This window comes from Niallia sp. FSL W8-0177 (genome assembly GCF_038006285.1).
In the GTDB taxonomy this organism is placed as follows: Bacteria; Bacillota; Bacilli; order Bacillales; family Cytobacillaceae; genus Niallia; species Niallia circulans_A.
In genome coordinates, this window is sequence record NZ_JBBOUX010000001.1 from 2,411,660 (window position 1) to 2,437,588 (window position 25,929).

At 34.7% G+C, this 25,929-nt stretch carries 25 protein-coding genes; 8 read left to right on the forward strand and 17 right to left on the reverse strand.

Annotated features, from left to right (window positions below; translation table 11 throughout):
* Positions 1-234: 234 nt before the first annotated feature.
* The 3 genes from NST77_RS11965 to NST77_RS11975 all read right to left on the reverse strand — a co-directional run bounded on the left by NST77_RS11965 (position 235) and on the right by NST77_RS11975 (position 4,496).
* Positions 235-2,343: a peptidoglycan D,D-transpeptidase FtsI family protein gene (locus tag NST77_RS11965; RefSeq protein ID WP_123260851.1), complete on the reverse strand. Its 2,109-nt coding sequence runs from the start codon at positions 2,341-2,343 to the stop codon at positions 235-237.
* Positions 2,344-2,505: 162 nt separating this feature from the next.
* Entirely contained in the window at positions 2,506-3,723 is a 1,218-nt protein-coding gene (locus NST77_RS11970; RefSeq protein WP_095333870.1) for an MFS transporter, read from the reverse strand.
* 164 nt (positions 3,724-3,887) lie between these two features.
* Positions 3,888-4,496 carry a superoxide dismutase gene (locus NST77_RS11975; protein ID WP_095333868.1) on the reverse strand — a complete coding sequence of 203 codons (609 nt, stop codon included), beginning with the start codon at positions 4,494-4,496 and terminating at the stop codon, positions 3,888-3,890.
* 558 nt (positions 4,497-5,054) lie between these two features.
* Between NST77_RS11975 and NST77_RS11980 the strand changes: the two genes are divergently transcribed.
* The gene (locus NST77_RS11980; RefSeq protein WP_095320794.1) at positions 5,055-5,750 is read left to right on the forward strand and encodes a Crp/Fnr family transcriptional regulator; all 696 of its coding nucleotides are present in this window, start codon (positions 5,055-5,057) and stop codon (positions 5,748-5,750) included.
* A 140-nt stretch (positions 5,751-5,890) separates the two neighbouring features.
* Here the strand turns inward: NST77_RS11980 and NST77_RS11985 are convergent, their stop codons facing one another.
* Positions 5,891-6,370: a DUF456 domain-containing protein gene (locus NST77_RS11985; RefSeq protein WP_095333866.1), complete on the reverse strand. Its 480-nt coding sequence runs from the start codon at positions 6,368-6,370 to the stop codon at positions 5,891-5,893.
* Positions 6,371-6,517: 147 nt separating this feature from the next.
* Here NST77_RS11985 and NST77_RS11990 point away from each other — a divergent pair, with 147 nt between their 5' ends.
* Entirely contained in the window at positions 6,518-7,297 is a 780-nt protein-coding gene (locus NST77_RS11990; RefSeq protein ID WP_095333865.1) for a DUF1189 domain-containing protein, read from the forward strand.
* 133 nt (positions 7,298-7,430) lie between these two features.
* Here the strand turns inward: NST77_RS11990 and NST77_RS11995 are convergent, their stop codons facing one another.
* On the reverse strand, positions 7,431-9,143 hold the full coding sequence (locus NST77_RS11995; protein WP_341123008.1) for a methyl-accepting chemotaxis protein: 1,713 nt from the start codon (positions 9,141-9,143) through the stop codon (positions 7,431-7,433).
* A 180-nt stretch (positions 9,144-9,323) separates the two neighbouring features.
* Here NST77_RS11995 and NST77_RS12000 point away from each other — a divergent pair, with 180 nt between their 5' ends.
* Both NST77_RS12000 and ispG read left to right on the forward strand, forming a co-directional pair.
* Positions 9,324-9,644 carry a LysM peptidoglycan-binding domain-containing protein gene (locus tag NST77_RS12000; protein WP_095333861.1) on the forward strand — a complete coding sequence of 107 codons (321 nt, stop codon included), beginning with the start codon at positions 9,324-9,326 and terminating at the stop codon, positions 9,642-9,644.
* A gap of 234 nt (positions 9,645-9,878) precedes the next feature.
* A complete protein-coding gene (ispG, locus tag NST77_RS12005) occupies positions 9,879-10,997 on the forward strand; it encodes a flavodoxin-dependent (E)-4-hydroxy-3-methylbut-2-enyl-diphosphate synthase (RefSeq protein WP_171510336.1) in 1,119 nt (372 codons plus the stop codon).
* 56 nt (positions 10,998-11,053) lie between these two features.
* Here the strand turns inward: ispG and NST77_RS12010 are convergent, their stop codons facing one another.
* Complete coding sequence (locus NST77_RS12010) at positions 11,054-11,446, reverse strand: DUF4190 domain-containing protein (protein ID WP_095333860.1); 393 nt, start codon at positions 11,444-11,446, stop codon at positions 11,054-11,056.
* A gap of 158 nt (positions 11,447-11,604) precedes the next feature.
* Here NST77_RS12010 and NST77_RS12015 point away from each other — a divergent pair, with 158 nt between their 5' ends.
* Positions 11,605-12,183 carry a hypothetical protein gene (locus NST77_RS12015; RefSeq protein ID WP_341123009.1) on the forward strand — a complete coding sequence of 193 codons (579 nt, stop codon included), beginning with the start codon at positions 11,605-11,607 and terminating at the stop codon, positions 12,181-12,183.
* 72 nt (positions 12,184-12,255) lie between these two features.
* On the opposite strand, the gene NST77_RS12020 is transcribed toward NST77_RS12015, so the two are convergent.
* The gene (locus tag NST77_RS12020) at positions 12,256-12,669 is read right to left on the reverse strand and encodes a Fur family transcriptional regulator (RefSeq protein ID WP_095333856.1); all 414 of its coding nucleotides are present in this window, start codon (positions 12,667-12,669) and stop codon (positions 12,256-12,258) included.
* 257 nt (positions 12,670-12,926) lie between these two features.
* On the opposite strand from NST77_RS12020, the gene NST77_RS12025 reads away from it, so the two are divergent.
* On the forward strand, positions 12,927-13,199 hold the full coding sequence (locus tag NST77_RS12025; RefSeq protein WP_254415417.1) for a DUF2624 family protein: 273 nt from the start codon (positions 12,927-12,929) through the stop codon (positions 13,197-13,199).
* A gap of 41 nt (positions 13,200-13,240) precedes the next feature.
* Here NST77_RS12025 and NST77_RS12030 read toward each other — a convergent pair whose 3' ends face one another.
* Together NST77_RS12030 and NST77_RS12035 are read right to left on the reverse strand one after the other, a co-directional pair.
* The gene (locus NST77_RS12030; protein ID WP_123260848.1) at positions 13,241-14,134 is read right to left on the reverse strand and encodes a deoxyribonuclease IV; all 894 of its coding nucleotides are present in this window, start codon (positions 14,132-14,134) and stop codon (positions 13,241-13,243) included.
* 19 nt (positions 14,135-14,153) lie between these two features.
* Entirely contained in the window at positions 14,154-15,464 is a 1,311-nt protein-coding gene (locus tag NST77_RS12035) for a DEAD/DEAH box helicase (protein WP_341123010.1), read from the reverse strand.
* 265 nt (positions 15,465-15,729) lie between these two features.
* Between NST77_RS12035 and NST77_RS12040 the strand changes: the two genes are divergently transcribed.
* The gene (locus NST77_RS12040; protein ID WP_235850356.1) at positions 15,730-16,314 is read left to right on the forward strand and encodes a YqfQ family protein; all 585 of its coding nucleotides are present in this window, start codon (positions 15,730-15,732) and stop codon (positions 16,312-16,314) included.
* 233 nt (positions 16,315-16,547) lie between these two features.
* Positions 16,548-17,489 (forward strand): 4-hydroxy-3-methylbut-2-enyl diphosphate reductase, encoded by a 942-nt coding sequence (locus NST77_RS12045; protein WP_095333850.1) that lies wholly within the window; start codon positions 16,548-16,550, stop codon positions 17,487-17,489.
* Positions 17,490-17,976: 487 nt separating this feature from the next.
* On the opposite strand, the gene NST77_RS12050 is transcribed toward NST77_RS12045, so the two are convergent.
* The 8 genes from NST77_RS12050 to NST77_RS12085 form a co-directional block, all read right to left on the reverse strand.
* Positions 17,977-19,092 carry a Nif3-like dinuclear metal center hexameric protein gene (locus NST77_RS12050; RefSeq protein ID WP_095333848.1) on the reverse strand — a complete coding sequence of 372 codons (1,116 nt, stop codon included), beginning with the start codon at positions 19,090-19,092 and terminating at the stop codon, positions 17,977-17,979.
* A complete protein-coding gene (locus NST77_RS12055) occupies positions 19,079-19,789 on the reverse strand; it encodes a tRNA (adenine(22)-N(1))-methyltransferase (protein WP_341123011.1) in 711 nt (236 codons plus the stop codon). The genes NST77_RS12050 and NST77_RS12055 overlap by 14 nt, the downstream gene beginning before the upstream one ends.
* 22 nt (positions 19,790-19,811) lie before the next feature.
* Positions 19,812-20,354, reverse strand: a complete 543-nt coding sequence (locus NST77_RS12060; protein WP_341123012.1) for a hypothetical protein — start codon at positions 20,352-20,354, stop codon at positions 19,812-19,814.
* Between the two features lie 142 nt (positions 20,355-20,496).
* Positions 20,497-21,621 (reverse strand): RNA polymerase sigma factor RpoD, encoded by a 1,125-nt coding sequence (rpoD, locus tag NST77_RS12065; RefSeq protein WP_047941284.1) that lies wholly within the window; start codon positions 21,619-21,621, stop codon positions 20,497-20,499.
* Between the two features lie 39 nt (positions 21,622-21,660).
* Positions 21,661-23,475 carry a DNA primase gene (dnaG, locus tag NST77_RS12070; protein ID WP_095333842.1) on the reverse strand — a complete coding sequence of 605 codons (1,815 nt, stop codon included), beginning with the start codon at positions 23,473-23,475 and terminating at the stop codon, positions 21,661-21,663.
* A 40-nt stretch (positions 23,476-23,515) separates the two neighbouring features.
* Complete coding sequence (locus NST77_RS12075) at positions 23,516-23,977, reverse strand: YaiI/YqxD family protein (RefSeq protein WP_095333840.1); 462 nt, start codon at positions 23,975-23,977, stop codon at positions 23,516-23,518.
* Between the two features lie 376 nt (positions 23,978-24,353).
* The gene (locus NST77_RS12080) at positions 24,354-25,184 is read right to left on the reverse strand and encodes a pyruvate, water dikinase regulatory protein (protein ID WP_095322362.1); all 831 of its coding nucleotides are present in this window, start codon (positions 25,182-25,184) and stop codon (positions 24,354-24,356) included.
* The gene (locus NST77_RS12085) at positions 25,177-25,827 is read right to left on the reverse strand and encodes a helix-turn-helix transcriptional regulator (RefSeq protein WP_047941287.1); all 651 of its coding nucleotides are present in this window, start codon (positions 25,825-25,827) and stop codon (positions 25,177-25,179) included. Before NST77_RS12085 ends, NST77_RS12080 begins: the two co-directional genes overlap by 8 nt.
* Positions 25,828-25,929 lie beyond the last annotated feature (102 nt).

The following is a 25,929-nucleotide window of genomic DNA, read 5'->3' on the forward strand; positions in this document are numbered from 1 at the left end:
TTTTCTATTGTAATAGAAAATCGTAGATTATTCTATTAATAACTAATTGGAATAATATGCTAGGATTATTGACTGTATCAAACCATGCTATAACTTACTCTGTTATTCATTAATATGAGAGTAAATACCTCTATATATCCACGTTTCTTTTATCCAAAAAAAACCAAAAACACTATCTAAAAGGTAGAATTGTTTATACCCTTAGATAGTGTTTTTATTTATAAATCTCTTAATCTATTCTTTTTCTTTCTTTAATTCAAAATATTTATCCATAACACGCTTTCCGATAGTTAAGTTTGGTGATGGTCCATTGTTGGTTGTGTACACCCAAGGAACCATGACAGCCATGGCAACCTCCGGGTTTTCGGAAGGCGCATAAGTAATTAAGCTGACATTCATTACTTGTGGTGGTTCTCCATCTTTATTTTTTCTTAAAGGTCCGTCATAAAAGGCTTCAGCTGTCCCCGTTTTTCCCGCTGGACTATAAGAAGAACCCGCGAAAGCTTTGGCTCCTGTACCACTTGTCATAACAAGACGAAATCCTCTATGAATTTGCTCCATCCATCCAGGCTTCAATTCCAACTTATTTAATACTTTTGGTTGAATTTCTTGAACAATTGGTCCTAACTTCCCTTCTTCCTTAGAAGTTTCACGTATTTCTTTCACTAAGTGTGGCTGAATACGATACCCTCCATTAGCAATTGTTGAAACATATTGGGCTAACTGCATGTTTGTATAAGTATCATATTGTCCAATCGACAAGAACATTAGGTTTGCTGGCTGGTTTGGATCCACTACTCCTCTCAACCCAGCCGTTTCATTTGGTAAATCAATTCCAGTCCGAATTCCTAAACCAAATTCCGAAAAAGAATTCCTTATTTTAGGATATGCTTCCAAATCAATGTTTAATGGCTGCATATAACCATAATGCCCTTTTCCAATCATGATAGCTGTTTGAGCCATATAGACGTTAGATGAGTCCTGTAATGCTTTCAAATCACTAATCCTGCCCATTGGTTTCCATGATTTAAAAGGAGGTGATCCTTTAATTTGCATGGTTGCATCATATATTTGAGTTCCCGGAGAAATAACCCCTTCTTTATACCCGGTTAATACCATTGCACCTTTGACAACGGAGCCAACATTATAAGAGGTTGTAATATTTCCTAATGCAAAATCCTGCACAACTTGCTTGCCTGTTTTCTCATCTTTGCCTAACTGCTTTCCGGCCATCGTTAATACTTCGCCCGTATGGGGATCTATTAATACAACAAATGCTCTATCTAAATATTGGGTGCCAGCATAGCCATATTTCGTCTTTTTCAGCTCTTCTTCAATAATTTTCTCTACTTCTAGCTGTAATTTCATATTAATTGTCAATACTAAGTCATTTCCGGCAGCTCCGTTGGCAATCACTTCTGAATTAACAATTTCATCCTTTTTATCTTTGATAAATTTAACCTTTTTCTTTTGCCCTTTTAAAATATCCTCATATTGCTTTTCTAAATAGCTTAGTCCGACTCTGTCGTTCATGCTATAACCTTTAGCGATATAACTATCTTTTTCTTCTGCAGGAACCCCTCTTTGTGAAGTACTGACATTCCCTAATACGGTTTTTAATGTCGAACCAAAATCATATTTTCTGTCCCAGTCTCGAACTGTATCGACACCTGGCAGTTTGTCCAAATTTTCACTGATTATAGCGATTTCCTTATCAGTAACACCTTCATTTTTAACAATATGTGGTGTATAGTAATATCCGCTTTGAAATTCGCGATAAATAGCTAATGTTTCCATATCTAGATCTGTAAGTGTGTTTAAATCCGCTTCTGTTATTCGCTCACGTAAAAGCTCATCATATGCTTTTTGGTATTCTTTATTGTCATCCTTATGTTGTTGTTGTAGTTTCTCATTTTCTTTTTTGGATATTTTCTTCTTTGCTTCTTTCGGATGAATGAGAATCCAGTAATCCTTTTTATCTCTTTCTGATATTTTTTTTAGATCTTTTTCACTGTCCATCTTAATAATTTTTGCTAATTCTTCAGCGGTATCCCGCATTTCATTCGGTTTATATTTTTTCCAATTCGTATAGGTAATCGCATTTTTTCCGACATTACTTACAATGCTTTTTCCCGTTCGATCATAAATTTCTCCTCTTGGAACAGATGTGCTGATAGTAATGTCCTCTTTTTTCTCGACTTGCTTTTTATATTCATCTCCATAAACAATTTGGACAAATCCTAATCTTAAAATAAGTGCTGAAAACAATAAAAATACCGCAAAGAAGATAATATTTACCCTTAAAGGTATTGGATTTCTCTTTTTTTTCTTTTTTTCCCCCACGATCGATCCCACCTTTTCCTCCAAAACTTTCCTATTTTCTATTTTAAAGGAAATTTACAAAGATTACTATATGATTATTTTATATTTAACTGAATACTCTTTTCTCAACTTATTGATAAAGCAAAAAAAGGATCTGTAAAAATGACAAATCCTTTTTTTGCTTTATGCCGTTTTCCATCTAATCTTTCGAGCAAAGAAATAGATCAGAGAATGTCCGCTCCCAAGTATAAATAACAGTATTGGGATTACTTTATTTGGATTGAATACACTGACGCCAATGATAAAAAGAATAACCGATAAAAGTCTTCCCAAATTGAGAAATAATTCTCTCACTACTATATATTCTATTCTCATTTCTCCTGCTTTCCAGCCTTTTCCGATAACATCAAAAGTCAAGCTGGTGTAAGGTACTAAAATCAGTGGGTAAGCAATAGCTATTATACCTGCATAAATCAATAATTTCGTATAAGAAAAGTCAAAAACAATAATAAACATCGATAAGAATAACATTATTCCGCCAATTAAAATGGACTTATTACGATTCTTATTTTTGACTGTCCTTGAAACAACATAATAGGCAATAAAGGAAATTCCTGAATTGATCAACCCAAATTTTCCTAAAGCCAATTCACTATCTGTTGCTATATAAACAAAGACAGTTATTATAAATGCAAAGACACCTTCTCGTAAACCTTGGAAAAAATGGGCATTCGTAATCAATTTCCAGTTATAATTATGTTTTCTCTCTTTGACAATTCTTTTAAAAAAATATTTACCTTCTGCTGGCCGTCTTTTTAGAAAGAAACTTGAAACAACTGCGAGAAGAAAAAGCCCAAGAGACATTCCAAAAACAATCATATACCCTGTTGACTTCGTGAGCTGGGAGATAATATATCCTGCAATCATTGGTCCAATCATTCCAGCAACAGAATTTAACAATCCTAAAAAACCATTAAAGAAATCTCTCGTATCTGGTTCTGTCACTTCAAAAGTTAAGACATTATAAGCTAACCAATAAAATCCGTTGCCAATTCCAAGAATGGCTCCCAGTACTAACAGAAACGTTGATGCTTTATCTCCTATTAATAATACTGTTAAATAGAAGATGGTAAGGAAAGCTACTCCAATTCGAAATACAATAACTCGATCAATTTTCTTCGCCCATCTGCCAGCAAGTGTAAAGGTAAATAGCTGCAACAAGATTATCGCAAGATTATACAAGCCTAAATCTCTAAATTCACCTGATTGTTTCCATAAAAACACGTTAACGAAAGTATTAGAAAGTGCTACACTAAGTGAGTACAGCCCCCCTGTAAGCAACAAAATTTTCAAGTCTTTTGTTAGCTCTACATCACCTATTAATTTTCCTATTTTCATCATAGAAACTCCCCTTTGTTCTAGAGTAGTTTCTAACAAAACAAATTTCGTTATGCATTATATATAAAAACTAACAATTATGAAAATAAGACCAAATTATGATAAATAAAATGGGACAAAAAAACCTGTAAGCAATATATGCTTACAGGTTTTTACATTTCTATTTCTTATTTTGCAGCAGCAAAACGTTTAGCTACTTCATCCCAGTTAATAACATTGAAAAATGCATTAATGTATTCAGGACGACGGTTTTGATAATTTAAGTAGTATGCATGCTCCCAAACATCTAATCCTAAAACAGGTGTTTTACCTTCCATTAATGGATTATCTTGATTTGGTGTGCTAGTAACTTCTAATTCACCGTTGTTCACAACTAGCCAAGCCCAACCAGAGCCAAAACGAGTTGTAGCAGCTTTTGAAAATTCTTCTTTAAAGTTTTCAAAGCTTCCAAACTTGCTGTCAATAGCAGCAGCTAAATCACCAGTTGGTTGACCGCCACCATTTGGAGAAATTACTTCCCAGAATAATGAATGGTTTGCATGACCGCCACCATTGTTACGAACTGCAGTGCGAGCAGATTCTGGAACTGCATCAAGATTAGATACAAGCTCTTCCACTGTTTTAGAAAGTAATTCATCATTTCCTTCTAATGCATTGTTTAAATTTGTCACATAAGTATTGTGATGTTTCGTATGGTGAATGTTCATCGTTTCTTTATCAATGTGTGGTTCTAATGCATCATAAGCGTAAGGTAATTGTGGTAATGAATAAGCCATGTCTAATTCCTCCTAATATTTTATGTATTATGTTCTTCCCTCTAATAGTTTGCCCTATTCCGACAATTATTATATGAGAAGGCCTTTAACAATACATTATCAAATAAAGTGCTTACTTTCAATCAATTTGCTTGAAAAGATTCCCTCTTTAAAGTACCCATTTGTTATTATTTTAAAACATCTGAATAAATGAGCTTAAACACCTAATGCCAATTGCCTTTTTCCTTTCGCGTTCAGCAAGTAGAAAATCATTTTATTGCTTTAAATTTTTAACTTTCTCTCTTGGAATTCTTAAGTAACAATGCTTATATTCTCTTGTGATTAACATCACCCCAAAGAATTACCTATTTATAAATATACTAATTATATCTAAAACTTCTCCTTGAATAAGTTCGTTAAATTGTCATTTTTCCATTTTCGCCCTATGCATCAACATTCCTGATATTCCTAAATATTATTACACTTTCTCCTATTCCAATATATCCCATTTTCAGATTGACAAATATTTCACAATGTTTTTTAATCAAGGAAAGAGGCTTTTTAGAGGAGTGCTTTCCTATGAATGAAGTGCAGCTATCATTATATAGTTTACTTATACAACATTTTTTTGAGATTGAAAAAATAGAGCATATAAAAAAAGGGACTTTACTTTTCCAAGAAAAAGACCCTGTCCAAAAGATATATATATTATTAAATGGAACCATTTCGCTTGGAAGAGTACACGAAAAAGGAAAAGAATTCGTCATTAAAATCCTTCATGATGAGGAGTTGTTAGTAGAATATCAATTATTTAAACATTCTCCTAAATACTATTTTTTTGCGAAAAGTATGACTGATTGTGATGTCCTTGCTATAGATCGAACAGAATTTGAACAATTAGCATTAAAAGATCCAGTCTTATTAACTTCTATTACAAGTTGGTTAAGTACAGGCTATCTAAAAGCACATATGAAATGCCAAGATCTTATTATGAATGGAAAAAAAGGGGGACTTTACAGTATTTTAATCCGATTATGTCATTCCTTTGGAATAAAAAATAATGAAGGAATTTTGATTGATATCCCTATCACTCATCAAGAATTAGCAAACTTAACTTTTGGAACACGAGAAGTGATTCAACGAATATTAAAAGATTTAAGAGAAAGGGAAGTAATAGACTATAGCAACCAAAAAATCACCGTGAAAAACCTTGCCTATTTAAAAAGAGCAGTTGATTGTCAAAACTGTCCGGTCGATATTTGTGGACTTAATTAAAAGAAGCTGATATACCATTACTTCAAACAAATAGTTACCCGAACAAGTATCTGAAGATGCCAATGCTTTCGAATAATCGTTCGGGTTTTTTATTCATTTTTTTAGAAAGAGGTTTGTAAGTTTCATCTTATAAGCTTTTTTTATATTTTAAAGAGGAAATAAATAATCATGATTGCTTGGATAATTCCTTTTGTTACTACACTGCTTAGGAAGCCTATTAATGAACCTACTCCTATTTTCAGGGCATTCTTCCAATTTGTCTTACTAACCACGAGTTCAGCTAGGACCGCCCCAATAAATGGGCCAAGAAGAATTCCTACCACAGGAATAACAAAAGGACCTATAAGTAACCCTATTGTACTTCCCCAGATACCAGCCTTTGACCCTCCAAATTTCTTTACTCCAATCCAATTGGATACGGAATCGGCAAAGAATAATAAGATTACAAACATACCTTGGATAATCCAAAAAAGGATACTAAGTTCTTCGAATGAAAAGAACAGACCATATAAAAGATAACCGGCTAATATAAAGATCACGCTTGGAATGATTGGATAAATCAGTCCAATAAACGCAATAATGAATAATATACTGATAATTGTCCAATAAATAATATCCATAACGATCCTCTTTTCTTCTTATTTATCTATTATGTTACCCATTCATCTTGTTTACCACACTTTTTTCTGCAAATCAAATGCTCGGACTTGTATCTATCGGTTGTAAAAAGATACAATAGGGATGAAACTTTTGAAGGATGTGTAAGAATGAATATTTTTAAGCAGTTTTATCGAAGCCTCTATTCTCCAAAAGATATAGCAAGCTTCCGTTTTCAAGGTATCGGAAAAACCATTATTTATTTGTTGCTTTTGACGATTATTGCCTCACTACCTAATCTATATTATTTAAATAAGGGAATAAATGAAGCAATACATACGTTTAGTGTAACCATGGAGGACGAAGTACCTTCTTTTACAATAAGTGATAATATCCTACATACAGATAATGATGAAGAACCTACTATTATTGAAAAACCGGATTTAACAATCATTGTTGATTCCTCAGGAACTTATGATCACGCGAAGGTTAGTTCCTACGGCAATACAGTAGCCCTTTTAAAGAATGAATTCGTAATAGTAACTTCTGGACAAGCTCAAACATTTGCCTATTCCTCATTCGGTAACTTTACCATGACAAGTGAGGAGCTCATTGACTTTATCCAAGGAATGGATTCATTATCCTATGTGTTTATCATTATATTAGTTGTTATTTACATTCTGTTCATGCTTCTCTATAAAGTCTTACAAACTCTTGTGCTTGCTATGTTTGGAAGCTTTTTCGCGAGAATATTCGGCAAAGGATTGACTTATGCACAGTGCTGGAAAATCACTGTCTACAGTATCACTATTCCAGTAATTTTCTTTGCTATTATGGATTGTTTACAGACAGTTGTCCCTAATGGATACTTATTAAATTGGTTTATTAGTTTATTCCTTGTCTGCTTAGCTATTAAAGAAATACAAACAGAAAAGCCACTACAACCTTAAAAAAATAGGCTAGGTATTTTAGAAAAAAAGCCAAACAATCACGAACGCTTTGTGCAATTGTTTGGCTTTTTTATTTATAAAGGATATTGTCTCCCTTAAGCTACGAACGGGATTAGTCGTCTGATCATTTAATTTATTCGCTCCCATCCTTAGGAGCTGTTTGTTCTTCCATCTTAATATTCTCTTCTAAGGCTGCTACTAACGTTGTTAATCTAGCACTTATCTCTGCATTTACCTGAATACTCTCTTGCTGTATGTCTCCTATTCTTTTCATTTCATCAGAACTAGCAAGTGTTTGTTGACTAATCGATGTAACATGGAGTGTACTATGTTCCATTTTAGGAAAAAAGGCTTGAAGTTCATTTAATAAATAATGATTTTCCTTTAGTCCCGTATTGACAAGAGAAATTCCTTGCAATAACTGATTAATGGAAACTGTTGCTTTTTGAACTAAACCCTCACTTTTCGTAAAGTTCATTTGAATATCTTCTAAATCAGATGATGACTTTTGAATAATTAGATCCATATCGAGTGTGAAGGATTTAATATCTTCAGCGGATTTAGATGATAAAACAGCTAGTTTTTTCACTTCATTTGCTACTACAGCAAATCCCTTTCCTTGGCTGCCTGCTCGAGCCGCTTCTAATGTGGCATTCAAAGCTAAAAGCTTAGTTTGTTCAGCCAAACCTTTAATATCTTCTACCACCTTTTTAATCGATAATGCATGGTTATTTAAAAGATCATTATTGCTATATATCACTTTCACTTTGTCTTGTAGCATATGTTGGCTGGCAAACAAATTATTCATATTTTCTTCACCATGAATAGCAGCGAGATTCATTGCTTCCGTATGATCCTTTATTTTCTGGCTGCTTTTTTCAATTTGCTCGCTTAATGCCTTCATTTCTTGAAAAACACTAATATTATGTTCGGAACTAATAGCTGTTTGCTCAGCTCCATTTTTCACCGTATTTATCATTTCCGTGAGGCTTTTTCCACTTCCAATCATCTGCACAGCTTCAGTATGTAATATATCATTTGTTTTGGATAAATGAGCGCTTGTTGCTTGCATCTCAGATAGGACAAGCTTTAACCGCTTAATCAATAAATTGTAACTGTTTATAAGCGAATTTATTTCTGGTATTGAGGTTTTAATGGATGTTACCTCATTTAAATGACCATTTCTGGCAATCCTCATGATTTCCCGTAATTTCAATAAGGGACTTACCATCGTTTTGACAAAAAAACGAATAACCATTGCTATAATAATAATACTCAATGCCGAAAACAGTAGTAGACTATTTTTTAATTGCTTTACATTATGCAAATATTCTTCTTGCGGTACAACTAATAAATATATCCCCTTCAATTCTTGGATTTGCTGAAAAGCAACGGTATATGTTTTTCCATTCCATTTCGTTTCCAATACTCCTGACTCTAAATCATGTATCTTCTGAATGAAGGAATTCTCCCACGTAAAATCAGACGTTTGACTTACTTTAAAAGGCTTAACCTCCTTTTCTGTGAGTACAAAAAAAGAGGCATTTAAACCTTCTTGAGCAAAACTAGCATCTTGATCTCTAATTATTTGTTCCATTTTTGTTTGGAACTTTTCTTCCTGGCCAACATACATTAACATTGTATTTTGCGCCATTACGTAAATAGTATTTGCCTCTTTTTCTAATCTTTCATGCATCATCTTAATCATCATTTTAGTAGAACTGTTAATAGAAATAAATGTCAAGATTAAAATTGTAATAATAAATAACGGTAAAATAAACAGAAATAACCGATTTTGAATAGAAAGCTTTTCCTTTTCTTTTTTCCTGTCCTTGGTTTTATTCATCTACTTGTCCCCCCTACTCAAACATTTTCACAAATATTTGTTAAGAACATGTAAAAGCAAAGTAATTTAATGTTAATTTTTATGACTTTTTACCTATATCCACCTTCCTAGCATTTTCATTGGTCTAATCGATAGTGGACAAGCATATAATTTCCTATAATCAGTTTAGGGGGATTTACGATGAAAAGGTTTTTTATTACCTTTGTTGTTCTAGTTACCATATATGTCATTTATATTGATTTAAACGAAGGCACACTCTCCTCCCGAAAAGAACAAGAACCGACAATAGAAACACAGGGCACACCTCAAGATTCGGCCTCATCCTTTGAGCAAAAAGTAAAATCTGGTGACACCGTTCTCTCAATTGTTGAACAATATTCGACTGGCGGTTTATCCGTAAGTCTTGAGACAGTAGTGAACGACTTTCAAAAATTAAATAATGGACTAAAACCGGAAGATATTCAAATTGGCAAAACCTATCTCTTTCCGATTTATAAATAGCATAAAAGAGAACTTCCAAAAATAATCTAATTTGAGGAAGTTTTTTGTTTTAATCAACAAGTTAGTTATCCCCATCCTTGAGGTGCTCCCAGTAAAAAGCTAAGCATTTTTTAGCAAGTTTCTTGTCAATTTCAATGTTTCATTGATACAATAGGTAAGGATATCAAGATTTAAATAAAAAGCTAATTATTTTGGCTTGTCCAATATAAAAGGAGCGAATCACCATTGAGTGAAATTATACATCGTACAAAAACCCGACCAATAAAAGTAGGTAATATCACTATTGGGGGAAGTAATGAATTATTTATCCAAAGTATGACCACAACTAAAACACATGATGTGGAAGCTACTGTAGCCCAAATTAAACGCTTAGAAGAAGCTGGCTGTCAAGTCGTGCGCGTAGCATGTCCAGATGAACGTGCGGCAAATGCTATCAGTGAAATTAAAAAGCAAATAAATATACCACTAGTAGTGGATATCCATTTCGATTATCGTTTAGCTTTAAAAGCAATTGAAGGCGGAGCAGATAAAATCCGAATTAATCCGGGCAACATTGGGAAAAGAGAAAAAGTGGAAGCTGTTGTAAAAGCGGCAAAAGCGAAAGGAATTCCTATTCGAATTGGGGTTAATGCCGGATCGTTAGAAAAGAAAATCTTGGAGAAGTACGGATATCCAACAGCAGATGGCATGGTTGAAAGTGCCCTGCATCATATCAAAATATTAGAAGACCTTGATTTTCATGATATCATTGTTTCCATGAAAGCTTCTGATGTTAATTTAGCAATAGAAGCATATGAAAAGGCTGCAAAGGCTTTTGACTATCCACTACATTTAGGAATAACAGAATCTGGTACGTTATTTGCTGGTACTGTAAAGAGTGCGGCTGGGTTAGGAGCTATTTTAAGCAAAGGCATCGGTAACACTTTACGTATTTCCTTAAGTGCTGATCCAGTTGAGGAAGTAAAAGTCGCTAGAGAACTGTTAAAGTCATTTGGACTTTCCTCTAATGCTGCAACATTAATTTCATGCCCAACATGCGGCCGTATTGAAATTGATCTTATCAGTATTGCAAACGAAGTAGAGGATTATATCTCTACTATAAAGGCACCTATTAAAGTAGCTGTGCTAGGCTGTGCAGTAAATGGACCAGGAGAAGCAAGAGAAGCCGATATCGGCATTGCTGGAGCTCGTGGAGAAGGCCTACTTTTCCGTAAAGGCAAAATAGTCCGCAAGGTTCCAGAAGATACGATGGTCGAAGAATTAAAGAAAGAAATCGATGCAATTGCAGCGGAATACTTTGCAAAAAAAGCTGCAGAAGAAAAAGAGATGGATACTATCAGTGTCCAGCCATAAATTTAAGAAAATCTAACCTCAAATAAGAGGTTAGATTTTTTAATTGCCTTTTCTTGTTAAAAGAATGGAGCAATAAAAATTCCAATGATAATGGAGATAGCACCTAATGCAATAGCCCATGTTCCTAGTGAACTTGCTCCTTTGCTTCTTGCGACGAATCCTAATACTATCCCAACAATCCCTAAAATGATAGGCATTACAAATAAAGAGAGGATAGAAATAACTATCGCCGTAATACCAATCCCTTTACCGCCTACTACTCCCCTGTCTCCCTCCGCATCAGAAGTGACTGGGCGTGTACCAGTAGAAGTCATCGGAGGTGTAGCATTATAAGTCATTGGAGGTGTTATTTCTGCTGATGTTTCTTCCAAATAATCAACAGGTGATTCAGTTCGCTCTCTATCCTGAAAATCGTGACCATATCCTTCATTGCTATTTTGATCTGCCATGATAATCCCTCGCTTTCTTTCATAGGAGCATTTATTATCATCACCAAGTTTTTGATTCGTATGTCTGTTAAAGTTTTACATGATTTCTTCCTTCCTTCTTTCCCTTATCCCTATAATTTGGTAAGCTAGAAAAGAACAACGTGGAAAAGGAGCACAAAATGAAGAAATTGCGTTTTGGAATCGATATTGATGGAACAGTAACCAGCCCAGCTGCATTTATTCCTTTTTTAAATGAGAGCTTTCAATTAAATATTACGCTAGAGGATGTTGTACAGTACGAATTTTACCCTCTTGTAAATGTATCTAATGAGGAATTCGACAAATGGTTTATCGAGAACGAGGCAAGAATTTATACAGCCTCTCCTCTTGCAGAGGGTGCAAATGTTGTTCTCCAAGAATGGGCTGAACAACATGAACTTATCTTTATTAGTGCTAGAGACGAAGGAATGCTTGAATTGACAAAAGAATGGTTTCTTAATCAAGGTATCAGTTTTAACCATATCGAGTTAATTGGTTCCCATCATAAAATAGCGGCCGCCAAAAAAAATAAGGTCGATATTTTCTTTGAAGATAAGCATGATAATGCAGTGATGCTTCATGAAGAATTAGGGATACCGGTTATTCTTTTTGACACACCTTACAATAGAAAACCAATTCCTAACGGCGTTAAACGCGTAACCTCCTGGAGTGAAGCAAAAAAATGGGTAGATGAATGGGCTAATTCTTCTGTGAAATAACCCCTTCATTTCGTTGCAAAGATACTAAAAACCTATAAAAAACGAAGCGATATCTATGATATGCTTCGTTTTTTAGTTTCTACACTCTGGGCATTTCCCGTAAATTTCAAATTTATGACCAGATACATCGTATCCTTTCAAGCTTTCTGATAACTCTTCCATTGGACAAGTAATAATTTCTTTTGTTTTTCCACAATCTAAACAAATAAAATGATGATGGTGGTGTTGGTGCGAACAAGTAAACCGAAAATGCTTCTCTCCGTTTAATTCCGTCATTTCAAAAATTTCCAACTCTTCAAATAACGATAAATTTCGATATATAGTATCAAAACTAAGACCCGGATAATCATCCTTTAGCGATTCCAGAACATCCTTAGCTGTTAAATATTTATTCTCATTAGAAAATAGTGCTAATATATCTTCTCTTTTATCGGTATGTTTATATCCTTTTTCCTTCAGAATATCAAGTGCAGTTTGTACATTCATTTCTCCACCTCATTTCTTACACTTTTTATAAAATACTTACATGGAATAATGAGGAAAGAAAACATAATATTGATAAATATTTAATTCCCCAATATATAAATATAAATCTATAGTAATCATTACGATTTATTCACAATAAATGATTCAAAATCAGTATACAAGAACGATTGATTGTTGTAAAGATATCTCATTCAGATAGGTTTGCCAAAGAAATCAAAAAAGTTAGCACATTTTTGTTATTCCCCTCATATGTTAGAATGGGGAGTGATGACATGAAAATTTTTGAAAACATAATCAATCATAAAATTAACAACATAACCTCTACTGAATTATTGAAATACAGCAAGCAATTCAAAATTAAAATTACAAATGAAGAAGCAGTAAAGCTTGCTAATCACCTTAACGGCCGAAAAGTGAATATTTTTAAGCCTAATGAACGTGCGCAATTAATTAGAGAGGTAGCTAAATTAACAAGTCCTGCGACAGCAAAAGAACTAAATGATTTATTTAATTTATTTGCCGAACAGTAATCTACTTAACGGAAATAAAAAACGCTCAAATGAGCGTTTTTTTAACTTTCTAGGATTTCTTGCAATAAGTTTTCATTAAAGGTTTTCTTTTTAATCATTTCAATTTCATGTTTATATGGCGCTTTTTTGTTTGTTTTATCGATACCAACATACGGTGTTTCCAATATCTTTGGAACATCCGCTAACTCTGAATGATGAACAATTTTCATTAATGCATCAAAGCCAATTTGCCCGTACCCAATATTCTCATGCCTATCTTTTCTTGCACCAACGATATTTTTGCTATCATTAATATGCAATACCTTTAATTTATCTATTCCAACGATTCGATTAAATTCCTCTAATACCCCATCGAAATCCCCGACAATATTATAACCAGCATCATGTGTATGACATGTATCAAAGCATACAGATAATTTATCATTATGTGTAACGCCTTCCATAATCATCGCTAGTTCTTCAAATGTACGGCCGCATTCAGAGCCCTTTCCAGCCATTGTTTCAAGAGCTATCTGTAAGTTTTCATTTCCTGTTAGTACTTCATTCAAGCCTTCAATAATCTTTTTAATCCCTACATCCGCACCAGCACCTACATGTGCACCGGGATGTAACACGATTTGTTTTGCTCCTAACGCTTCTGTTCTCTCAATTTCACTGCGTAAGAAATTTACACCCAATTCAAAGGTTGCCGGGTTTGTAGTATTGGCAATATTAATAATGTACGGTGCATGTACAATAATATCATCAATTCCATTTTGCTCCATATGAAGTTGTCCTGCAGCAATATTTAAATCTTCTATTTTCTTTCTTCTCGTGTTTTGGGGTGCACCTGTATAGACCATGAAAGTATTTGCCCCATAGGAAGCAGCTTCTTCACTCGCCCCTAATAACATTTTTTTTCCGCTCATTGATACATGTGAACCTATTTTCAGCAATTCAATCTCTCCTCTTCACCTATTTTCTTCTACTCTTAATACGCTTTTCTCTCTTTTTAATTGTTTCTACTTGCTGCTGCATTTTCTTCTTGTAGCCCGGTTTCACTTTTTTCGGTTTTTTGACAAGAGATTTAGCCTTTAAATCAATTTTATCTACTTGTTTTTTGCGGTTTTTACGACGATTGCGATCATCTAATTCAATCCACTCACCTTTTTTTAGATCCATATGCTTAAATTCAACGCCTAGTTTTTCTAATTGATTAAGTTTATCCTCATCGGAAGGCTCATAAATCGTTAATGCAATGCCTGAATATCCAGCTCTGGCCGTTCTACCAACACGGTGTACATAAAAATCTAAGTCTGGCGGAAGCTCATAGTTGATAACATGACTGATTCCTTTAATATCTATTCCTCTTGCTGCTAGGTCTGTTGCCACAATATATTGAAACTCTAAATCAAGAATTTGCTTCATTACTTTTTTACGTTCGCGAGGTGTTAAGCCACCATGAATTCTAGCAACTTTAAGACCTTTACTTGATAATCCATTTGCAACTTCATCACACATTTGTTTTGTATTCGTAAATACAATAGCAAGATAAGGATTAAAGCTTACTAATGCCTCATATACCGTTGTAATTTTATCTCGATGTCTCGAAGGAATTAATACGTGTTCAATTTTTGCTGCCGTTAACTGCTTTGGCTCAATATGAATAAAGGTTGGATTTTCTAAATATTTCTTTAAGAAAGGTTTTAATTTCTCAGGTATTGTTGCTGAGAACACAAACATACTTAAATCTTTAGGCATTTTTGCAGCAATTTGATCCACATCTTCAATAAAGCCCATATCTAGCATCAGATCTGCCTCATCTACAATAAGGATTTTTGCTGTATGCACAAATAATGCCTGCTCGTTGACAAGATCATTAATTCTTCCTGGCGTTCCAACAACAATTTGTGGCTGTGTTTTTAATTTTTCAATCGAACGTTGTTTATCCGTTCCCCCAATAAATAATCGCGAAGAAATCGGCTGGGCGGAATGCTTCGTAATTTTCTGTATTTCTTGGTGGATTTGATTAGCCAATTCTCTTGTCGGCGCTGTAATAACTGCTTGTACTGCTTGCTTTTCCGGATTGATTTTTTCAATGATCGGCAATACATAAGAATGCGTTTTGCCTGTTCCTGTTTGCGACTGACCAATAGCGCTTTCCCCTTTTAAGACAAGCGGAATGACTTTCTGCTGAATTTCCGTTGGCTCATAAAAACCTAATTCATCAATTGCATCTATAATAAATGGTTTTAATTCATATTGGTTAAATAGATTATTACTCATATAAAAACTCCTTATTAGCCAGATAAATGAGTGTGCACAGATTTGACATTTACCTATAGCTCTTTTGTCCATCATTTAATTATAATAAAAAATCGCTTAAAAGGCTATAACGTGCGCCCTTTTTATTTTTACCAATGTATTTTACTCTATTTCTAGCTTTTATCTTTCTTTTGCTAGCTATCCAAATTTTCTGTTAAAACCTAAACATATTAGTATCAACTGCATATTCTATAAAGTAGTATAAGTGAAAGGAGGCGTTTTAAATATGATGCCACCAAGACAGCGTGGACCGTTTCAAGGACCGCCAATGGGCGGAAGAATGCCAGGAATGCGAGGTCCTTCAAATTTTCCTGGCGGTCCGATGGGGAGAGGTGCAATGCCAAGCAGAGGAAATGGCGGAGGCGGTGGACTCTTATCAAGGTTACTTGGAGGAGGCAATAATACTGCTGGGGCAGCTACGAATGCTGGAGCAAGAAGTGCCGCTTCTGGAGGCGGTGGATTGCTAAAAACGTTAACTAACCCTTCCTCCATTAATGGATTTTTGGCTAATTCTCAAAAATTCCTTAATACAGCAAGCCAAATCGGTCCCATGATTAACCAATATGGACCAATGGTGAAAAACATCCCTGCGATATGGAAAATGTATAGAGGACTAACAAGTTCAAACAAGGAGACAGAAGAGACAGAAGTTACGGAGCAAAAAACTAGTAAGGAAATAAATGACAAAACCACTAGCAAACCACAAACAAAGAAAAAAGTTAAAAAAACAGAAACAGATCATCATGATTTTGAAACAGAATCATTCTCAGAAAACCCATCTGGTGCCTCAAAACCCAAACTTTATGTATAAATTCAACTGGCCTTAACTAGCAAAACCCTTCAGTATTTTAAATTGGATCGGTTTTTGCTTCTATTGGTCAGTATTTTTTTATCCTTTTTGGCTAACTTATTTTCCAGACACTTATGCTTTGTAAACCTCTCTTATGTTATATATAATAAACATGTTATATTATAAAGGAAATAATAGTATCTATAACTTAATATATTTGTTATATAGTAGGATCATGCAGGAGGAATCGGAGAATGAAAGTTATTAAAATTGCACCACGAGGTTATTGCTACGGTGTTGTTGATGCTATGGTAATTGCTCGAAATGCTGCTTTAGATAAAACATTACCTCGCCCCATCTACATTTTGGGGATGATTGTTCATAATAAACATGTAACAGATGCCTTTGAAGAGGAAGGTATTATCACATTAGACGGACAAAATAGAAAAGAAATATTAGACAAAGTTGATTCGGGAACAATCATTTTCACTGCCCATGGTGTATCACCAGAAGTCCGCAGAATAGCAAAAGAAAAAGGGTTAGTAACATTGGATGCAACCTGTCCAGATGTAACCAAAACTCATGATTTAATTAGCGAAAAGGTTAAAGAAGGTTATTACATCATTTATATTGGAAAAAAAGGCCATCCTGAACCAGAAGGAGCTGTTGGTGTTGCTCCACACGCCGTCTCCCTAGTAGAAACACTTGAGGATCTTAGCGGCTTGGAAATTAACCATGAAAAAATCCTCGTTACAAACCAAACAACGATGAGTCAATGGGATGTAGCTGATTTAATGGAAAGCATTAAAGAAAAATTCCCACAAGCTGAATTTCATAAAGAAATCTGCTTAGCAACTCAAGTTAGACAAGAAGCTGTTGCTAAACAAGCAGGTGAAGCGGATGTATTAATTGTTGTTGGCGATCCTAAGAGTAATAACTCAAATCGATTAGCACAAGTTTCCGAAGAAATTGCCCATACTACTGCTTATCGTATAGCAGACATCTCAGAACTCAAGCTAGAATGGTTGAAAGGAGCAAGCAGTGTTGCAGTGACTGCTGGTGCATCCACTCCAACTCCTATTACGAAAGAGGTAATAAATTTTCTAGACCAATACGATCCAGAAGACGAGAATACATGGCAATTTGAAAAGAAAGTTCCATTAAATAAGATTTTGCCAAAAGTTAAGGCGAAATAATGTATAGAACAAGCACTCTCTTCTTTAAATGGAGTGCTTGTTTTTATTTTGGTACATTCTCTCTTTATGAACGCTTGTTTTCTTCCTTCACTGGTAATTTCGGCGTTCACCCCTTTTATGAACACCACATTGCTCTCTTCCCTCTCCATTTTCGGCGTTCATTCCTTTCATGAACGCCACTTTGCTCTCTTCTCTCTCCAATTTCGGCGTTCATCCCTTTTATGAACACCACTTTGTCCTCTTCCCTCTCCAATTTCGGCGTTCATTCCTTTTATGAACACGCTTTACTCTCTTCTCTTTCCAATTTCAGCTTTCATCCCTTTCAGGAACACCGCTTTACTCTTTTCTCTCTAACTTCGGCGTTCACTCCTTTTTCAGCGTACCACCTTAAAAAACGCCCCTTTTATACTTTCTTTACAAAGAAAAAAGCAGACACTCCCTTGGTCTGCACTCCAAAAGTTTGTCCGCTTTTTACCTTAAATCTAGATTATACAAATGTAAAAGGATCGGTGTGAGTTACAGAAGGGAAAATTTCCACCTCATAGCCTTTCTCCTCACACATTCTCTTTAAAACCTTTGTTACACCATTCTTCATCACTTTTTCAACATTGTGTCCAGGATCAATAATATTTAGTCCCACTGCTTGGGCATCATGGGCAACATGATAATACATATCCCCTGTAATATAGACATCTGCCCCTTTCATTAAGGCATGGGAATAATACTTATTGCCATCGCCTCCTAATACGGCTACTTTTTTAACTGGAGAATCTAAATTCCCCACTACACGCACTCTGTCCACTTCAAGAACCTTTTTGACATGGTCAGCAAACTTTCCCAATGTTGTCTCTTCTACTCTTCCAATACGCCCTAATCCTAACTGCTCACCTTTTATCTTTAAATCATAAATATCATAAGCTACTTCTTCATAAGGATGGGCCTTTACCATTGCTTTTACTATTTTCTTTTCTTTCGAAGCAAGATAAACCGATTCTATCTTGACTTCTTCTACTTGCTCCAGCTTATTAACGCTACCTATGTAGGGAACGGCTCCTTCTAATGGTTGAAATTCTCCAATTCCTTCCGTCGAAAAAACACAGTGACTATAATTCCCTATTGATCCTGCTCCGGCATCGCCAATCGACTTTTTCACTTGTTCAACATGTTCTTTCGGCACATATACTACTAATTTCTTTAATTTATCTTCATAAGTAGGAACTAAAACTTCAGCATCCTGTATACCTAAAGCATCACTTAAAAGGTCATTTACCCCACCTTTTGCAACATCAAGATTCGTATGAGCAGCATATACAGTAATATCATTCTTAATTAATTTATGCATTAATTTTCCTGATGGATTGTCCATTGTTATTTTGGAAAGAGAGCGAAAAATAGGAGGATGATGTGCAATGATTAAATCCACCTTTTTTGATATTGCTTCTTCCACTACCTCATCGAGAACGTCTAGAGCAATCATAACGCGTTTAACTGGTCTACTTAAGTCTCCCACCTGCAGCCCGATTTTATCGCCTTCCATTGCATACACTTTAGGGGAAAATTGTTCAAATAAAGATATTATTTCATAGCCATTAATATTCTTCATCGTTTATCACCTCATCCACTAATTTTATCTTATGCTGCAGTTCTGTCCGTTTCTGCGTATTTTCCACAGAATCTGGTGCAGATTCCAACTGTGTAAGAATTCTTTGCCAGTTCTTTTTCTCAAGCTCCCATTTTTTAACGAATGCTGCATCTTTTTCTTTCATTAAAAATGGTCCAAATAATAGGGCACTTTCTTCGTTTAAAGATGGAGATTCCCCTTTTTCCGCTACTAGAACTTCGTATATTTTCCCATCCTCTTCTAAAATTTCTTCTGCCACTAAAGTCCAGTTATTTTTTAATAGCCACTCGCGAATAGAAAATGCACAAATATTGGGCTGAAGGACCAACCTCTGTACCGAATGCAATTTTTCTTTTCCATTTTCCAAAATAGATGCAATCAATGTCCCGCCCATTCCTGCAATGGTAATACAATCTACTTCATTTCCTTCGATTACTTCTAAACCATTTCCTTTTCGTACAGATATTTTCGAAGTTAATCCTTCTTGTTTTACTTGCTTAACCGCTGATTGATAAGGTCCTTCCACCACCTCACCTGCAATGGCAGACTGAACCTCTTTTCTTTTTATCATATAACATGGCAAGTAAGCATGATCTGAACCAATATCAGCAAATTTCGAATTTCTAGGTATGTATTTAGCAACGGTTTCTAATCGTTTTGATAATCTATCTGTATTCATTATATCCCCCACATTTCAAGTTCTAGTTAAACATATACTTGGATACAACAAGTATGACTAATAAACAAGCTCCAATATAAGCAGAAATCGTAAAATATAGCAGTTTAAACCTTTTACCGCATATATACCAAAATAAACAGTTTAGAAATAAAATAATATATAAAAATATTATTTTATTTACAAAAAAATACAAAACAAATGCTACACTGAATAAAAGAAAAATAATAGCAGCAACGGTGACTGGTATATCTACATTTAACTGTTTTTTATTATACAAAAAAATACCGCCAAAACAAAAAATCAGAAAAATTAGTGAAATAGCCATTTGCAAAATAAAAGACAATTCAGTAAAATATAATAAAAATATAGTTATTGGGATGAAAGAAAAAAATAGTAAAGAAGAAAGTAAGAAACCACTTCTTTTTTTACTAATTGTATTTTCCTCCACCCCATTACCTTCTGTATATAGGGTAAGTAAATAATCACAATAATGTTCTGGAAGCATTTTATTTTCTTTCCAATAAGCGATTTCCTTAACAATAATTGTTTTTCGCTGATCTTGCATTTTTAAGTATCACTTCCTGTAGTTTAATTTAAGTAAACCAAGAAAAAATAAAACCTTAAAAAAAAGAAATAGCCACTTCTTACAGGAAGTAAACTATTTCTTTATAGGATCGTACTTGAAGACCACTTAAACCTTTGGCAACTTATTCTAAGAAATCTTTTAATCGTTTGCTTCTGCTTGGGTGTCTTAACTTTCTTAATGCTTTTGCTTCAATTTGACGAATACGTTCACGTGTAACACCAAATACTTTACCAACTTCTTCTAGTGTACGTGTGCGACCATCGTCTAGTCCAAAACGCAATCTTAATACATTTTCTTCTCTATCTGTAAGTGTATCTAATACATCTTCTAATTGCTCTTTAAGCAATTCATATGCAGCATGCTCTGAAGGAGAAGTAGCATCTTGGTCCTCAATAAAATCACCTAAATGGGAATCGTCTTCTTCACCAATCGGTGTTTCTAAAGAAACTGGCTCTTGTGCAATTTTTAATATCTCTCTTACCTTATCTGGTGATAAATCCATGTCTTCTCCAATTTCTTCTGGAGATGGTTCGCGGCCAAGATCCTGTAGTAATTGTCGTTGAACACGTATCAATTTATTAATGGTTTCCACCATATGAACAGGAATACGGATTGTTCTTGCCTGGTCGGCAATTGCACGCGTAATCGCTTGACGAATCCACCATGTTGCATACGTACTAAATTTAAATCCTTTTTCATAATCAAATTTTTCAACAGCTTTAATTAAACCCATATTACCTTCTTGGATTAAATCAAGGAATTGCATTCCACGGCCAACATAGCGTTTGGCAATACTTACAACTAAACGTAAATTAGCTTCTGCTAAACGACGTTTTGCTTCTTCGTCACCTTGTAAAATACGTTTTGCTAGGTTTATTTCTTCTTCTGCTGAAAGCAAATCAACTCTTCCAATTTCTTTCAAATACATACGAACTGGATCATTTATTTTTACACCTGGGGGAACACTTAAGTCATTTAAATCGAATTCTTCCTCCCCTTTAGCGAGTTCTTGGACATTTGGAGCTTCTTCTTCTCCATCACCAATTAATTCGACTCCCTGATCACCTAAAAATTCGTAAAACTCATCCATTTGGTGTGAATCTAATTCAAAACTAGATAATTTCTCCGCAATATCATCATATGCGAGCACACCGGTTTTCTTACCTACTTCTGTTAATTGTTCCTTTACCTGATCAAGGGTTAGTTCCGTTTCAATCTCTTTTGAACGGGCAGACTTTTCAGCCATTTGTCCCCCTCCTTCCAAAAAATCAAGACAATAATATACCTATTTTAACGTTTTTTCTAATAATAATACTTCCATGCCAATTTGAGCAGCTTTTATATAGTCATTTTGACGTTCTGCTTCTTTAAGCTGTTGTTTTTTTTCCTTTATTTCAAGCAGTTTTTCATAATTAGTAACTTGTTTCATATAATCACTAATCTCTAATTCACTAACCTCTTCATTCACTTCCATCATTTCGATCTCGGCTACAATCCGTTGTAAATCAGGATCATCAATAAAATTCATAAATGAACTTGTATCAGTGCCTAGACCCTTTTCATAAAAAGCTAGGAGATAAGTAAAAATTGCTTGATGTTCATCAATGTTAAATGCTCTTCCCTGTAATGAGCTTTGCACTTTGTAGGCAATATCCTCACTTTTAAACATATGTGCAAGCAGTCTTTTTTCTGCAGTATGATATGCGGGTAGTAAACCAGTTGCTCTTTTTTTTACTGTATATTGTTTTACAGGAACAACTGTTTTTTCATCAACATATTCGTTTGGACTTGATTGTTCCATCTGCATTTCTTGCTGCTTTAATGCCTCTAAAGATAACGAAAATTCATCCGCCAGTTGTCTTAAATAGAGGTCTTTTTCTACCGCCTTATCCAGTTTAGCAATTTCTCCTATTACTTCTTCTATATAGGCGAGTTTATCTCCTTCATTTTGAAGATTTTTCCCTCTTCGATAGTACAGCATTTTAAATCCCATAAAAGGAATACTACCATGAAGAATTTCCTGCTGTAGTTTATCTTCCCCAAATTTGTTCACATAATCATCGGGGTCCATTCCATCTGGTAACATTACTACTTTAACAATACAATTAGCCTTAGTAAGAAGCTGTCCTGCACGAAAGGCCGCTTCTATCCCAGCTGAATCAGAATCATAACAAATCGTTATATTTCGCGCGTTTCTTTTTAGAATTGCGATATGCTCCTCCGTTAAGGAGGTACCCATTGTCGCAACACTATTTTCCACTCCCGCTCTATTAGCAGCTATAACATCTGCAAACCCTTCAAATAAAACAGCTTGTTGTAGCTTCCTTATAATCGGCCTTGCTTTATGAAAATTGTAAAGTGTATTGCTTTTATTAAAAATTGGTGTTTCGGGACTGTTAAGATATTTGGGATTATTATCCCCTAATGCACGTCCAGAAAACGCAATTGTGTTACCATTTCGATCACTGATTGGGAAGATAATTCGATCGCGGAAACGATCAAAATATTTTTCATCCCTTTCACTTTTTACAATTAAACCAGCTTTTTCTAGTAACGAAACATCGAATTTACGTTTCCCTAAAAACTTCACAGCTAAATCCCAAGAGTTTAATGTATAGCCTATTTGGAACTTTTCAATAATAGGTAATGTAAAGCCCCTATTAGTCAAATATTCCAATGCGTGCTGACCATCCTTTGTATTTACGAGCAAATGATGGTAGAATTTAGATAATAATTCATGTGCATCAATCATTTGCTGTAAATCATTGGGGATAGCTGGTTTTTTTTCTAATTCACTGATTTCAATTCCTAAATCAATGCTTGCTCTGTCTGCAAGACTTGTAGCCACTTCTACAAAGGAAGTGCCTTCTAAATCCATTAGAAAGGTAAATACATTTCCGCCTGCATGACAGCCAAAGCAATGGAATATCTGCTTATCTGGCGATACAGTAAAAGAAGGTGTTTTTTCGCCGTGAAAAGGACAAAGACCGATGAAATTGCGCCCTTGTCTTGTAAGGGATACATGTTCTCCAATGACCTCTACAATATCAGTTGCCTGTTTAATTTCATTAAGTTTTTCTTCAGGAATGCGCGCCACCATTTTCTAACACATCTCCCTACTTATTGCCTACTTTAATGAATTATTCGACGTGTCCAATCGATTCTCCTTCATTTTTCGACAAAATCCTTATAAAATTTCTTCTAAATTTTTGTCGATCCTCCTCTGTAAATGGTTTAGGACCTTTTCCATATACCCCTTTTCGCCTTGCTTTAGCAGATAAATAACGCATATCTAATGCAGTATTTATCGTTTCTTCCTCATACATTACCCCTCTTGGTGAAAGAACAGTAACTTGCTTTAGCAATAAGGTGGAGGCCAAGCCAATATCTTGAGTTACGACAATATCCTGTTTTTTGGTAGCATTCATAATAAATAAATCAACAGCTTCTTTATCACTATCCACATACTTCCAGTTTTGTCCGTCATTCTCCCGCTTCATATGGGCATAGGATGCAACGAACTGCAATTCATAATGATAATAAGAAGCTATTTCGACAATATCTTCTTTTACAGGACAGGAATCAGCATCAACATATATCATGTGTTTTCCTAATGTACTATTAATTCTACATCACTCCACATATTCCTTCTTCCTAAATTATTTTTTCACGAAAGAAGTAATGTCGAAAATTTTTTTATCCCTTCCCTTGACTTCTCACAATAAATAGTTTATTCGTAATAAGCCAAGTCTAAACCTAAAACATGATACTTTTTTATCACAATTTTTTATTATAGTATAAATCAGCTTGAAATTCCATCTTTTTTTATCTATAATTATTCCTTTTAGATCATACTAGAACAAAAAAATGCGAAACAAAGCGAATTTTTCTATTGACTGCGGTAAAGCAGCCATAATGAAAAACTTGATTCTACTTTGGAGAACCAAGTCTTTACCAATTGCTGTTTATAGATAAAAACTAATTATCTGCATTATACTTAGAGCGATAATATAAATTGTGGATAATATTTGCTGTTTCTTCCACTGCTTTATTCGTAACATCGATAACCGGACAGCCAATGCGATTTACGATATCATCAAAATAGGTTAATTCTTCTTGTATTCTTTCAATTTGAGCATAGCTTGCTTGATCACTTAGGCCCAGAGAAATAAGGCGTTCTTTTCTAATATTGTTTAATTTCGTCGGGCTTATTTTTAAGCCAAAGCATTTACTTGCTGGTACTTGAAAAAGTTCTTTTGGCGGATCAACCTCTGGCACGATTGGAACATTTGCCACTTTCACTCTTTTATGTGCCAAAAATTGCGATAAAGGCGTTTTGGATGTTCGTGATACACCAATTAAGATAATATCTGCCTTTTCTAACCCTCTTGGATCCCTTCCATCATCATATTTCACAGCAAATTCTATCGCTTCAACTTTTTTAAAGTAATCTTCATCAAGTTTGCGGACAAGCCCTGGTTCATATAAAGGCGTTTTCCCCCATAAAACTTGGAATTGATCGATAATCGGACCAATAATATCACAGGCATATACGCCCTCTTGGCGAGCCAATTCACTCATATAGTTGCGAACCTCTGGTTTAACAAGCGTATAAGCAATCATCCCATGTTCCATTTTAGCTTGCATGACTACTTCATGTATATTCGATTTATCCTCCACAAACGGGAACCTTTTAATTAATACATTTACATTATGTCCAGAAAATTGGCTGATTGCTGCTTTTGTTACTAGTTCAGCTGTTTCACCAACTGAATCAGATACAACATAAATAATTTGTCTTTCAGTCATTATGTTCCTCCACAATTCCTTTACGATTGTTAGACAAGTCTACAAACGCTCTAGTAATATTTGTTTTCGAAACTCTTCCTATTACAAGAAGACCATTTTCATTTTTTTCTACAACTGGAAGTGCATCTATTTCGTGATCCATTAACTTGCAGCCAACATCTACTAAGATTTCTTCTTTAAAGCAATATGTGACATTCGGCATTCTTGTCATAATAATAGCGACAGGCAAAGAGTTTAACTCTTGTTTACCAATGCTTGCTCGTAATAGATCTTTGCGGGAAACAACTCCAGTTAATGTGGAAGCTTCATCAATAACAAAAATAGTTCCAACATCTTCTGTGAACATAATGACAATGGCATCATAGACAGAGGAATTCTCGTGAACAACTACTGGATGTGAATAATAATCTTTCACAAGGATATTACGGATATTATCAATTACTAGCCGCTCTGAGTTCTTGCCCGTATAGAAGTAACCTACACGAGGTCTTGCATCTAAAAAGCCGGCCATTGTTAATATCGCTAAATCTGGTCGAAGAGTAGCTCTTGTTAAGTTTAATTTATCCGCAATATGCTCGCCTGTTATCGGACCATTTTCTTTTACAATTTCAATAATTTTTTCTTGACGTTTATTCAGTTCGATTTCCTATTCACCACCTTCATTTAGGTAACGATATCTACTAACTATTATATACGAAATAGCCAGAATCAAAAGAAAAAGAATCTAAAGATAACTCTTTTGCTA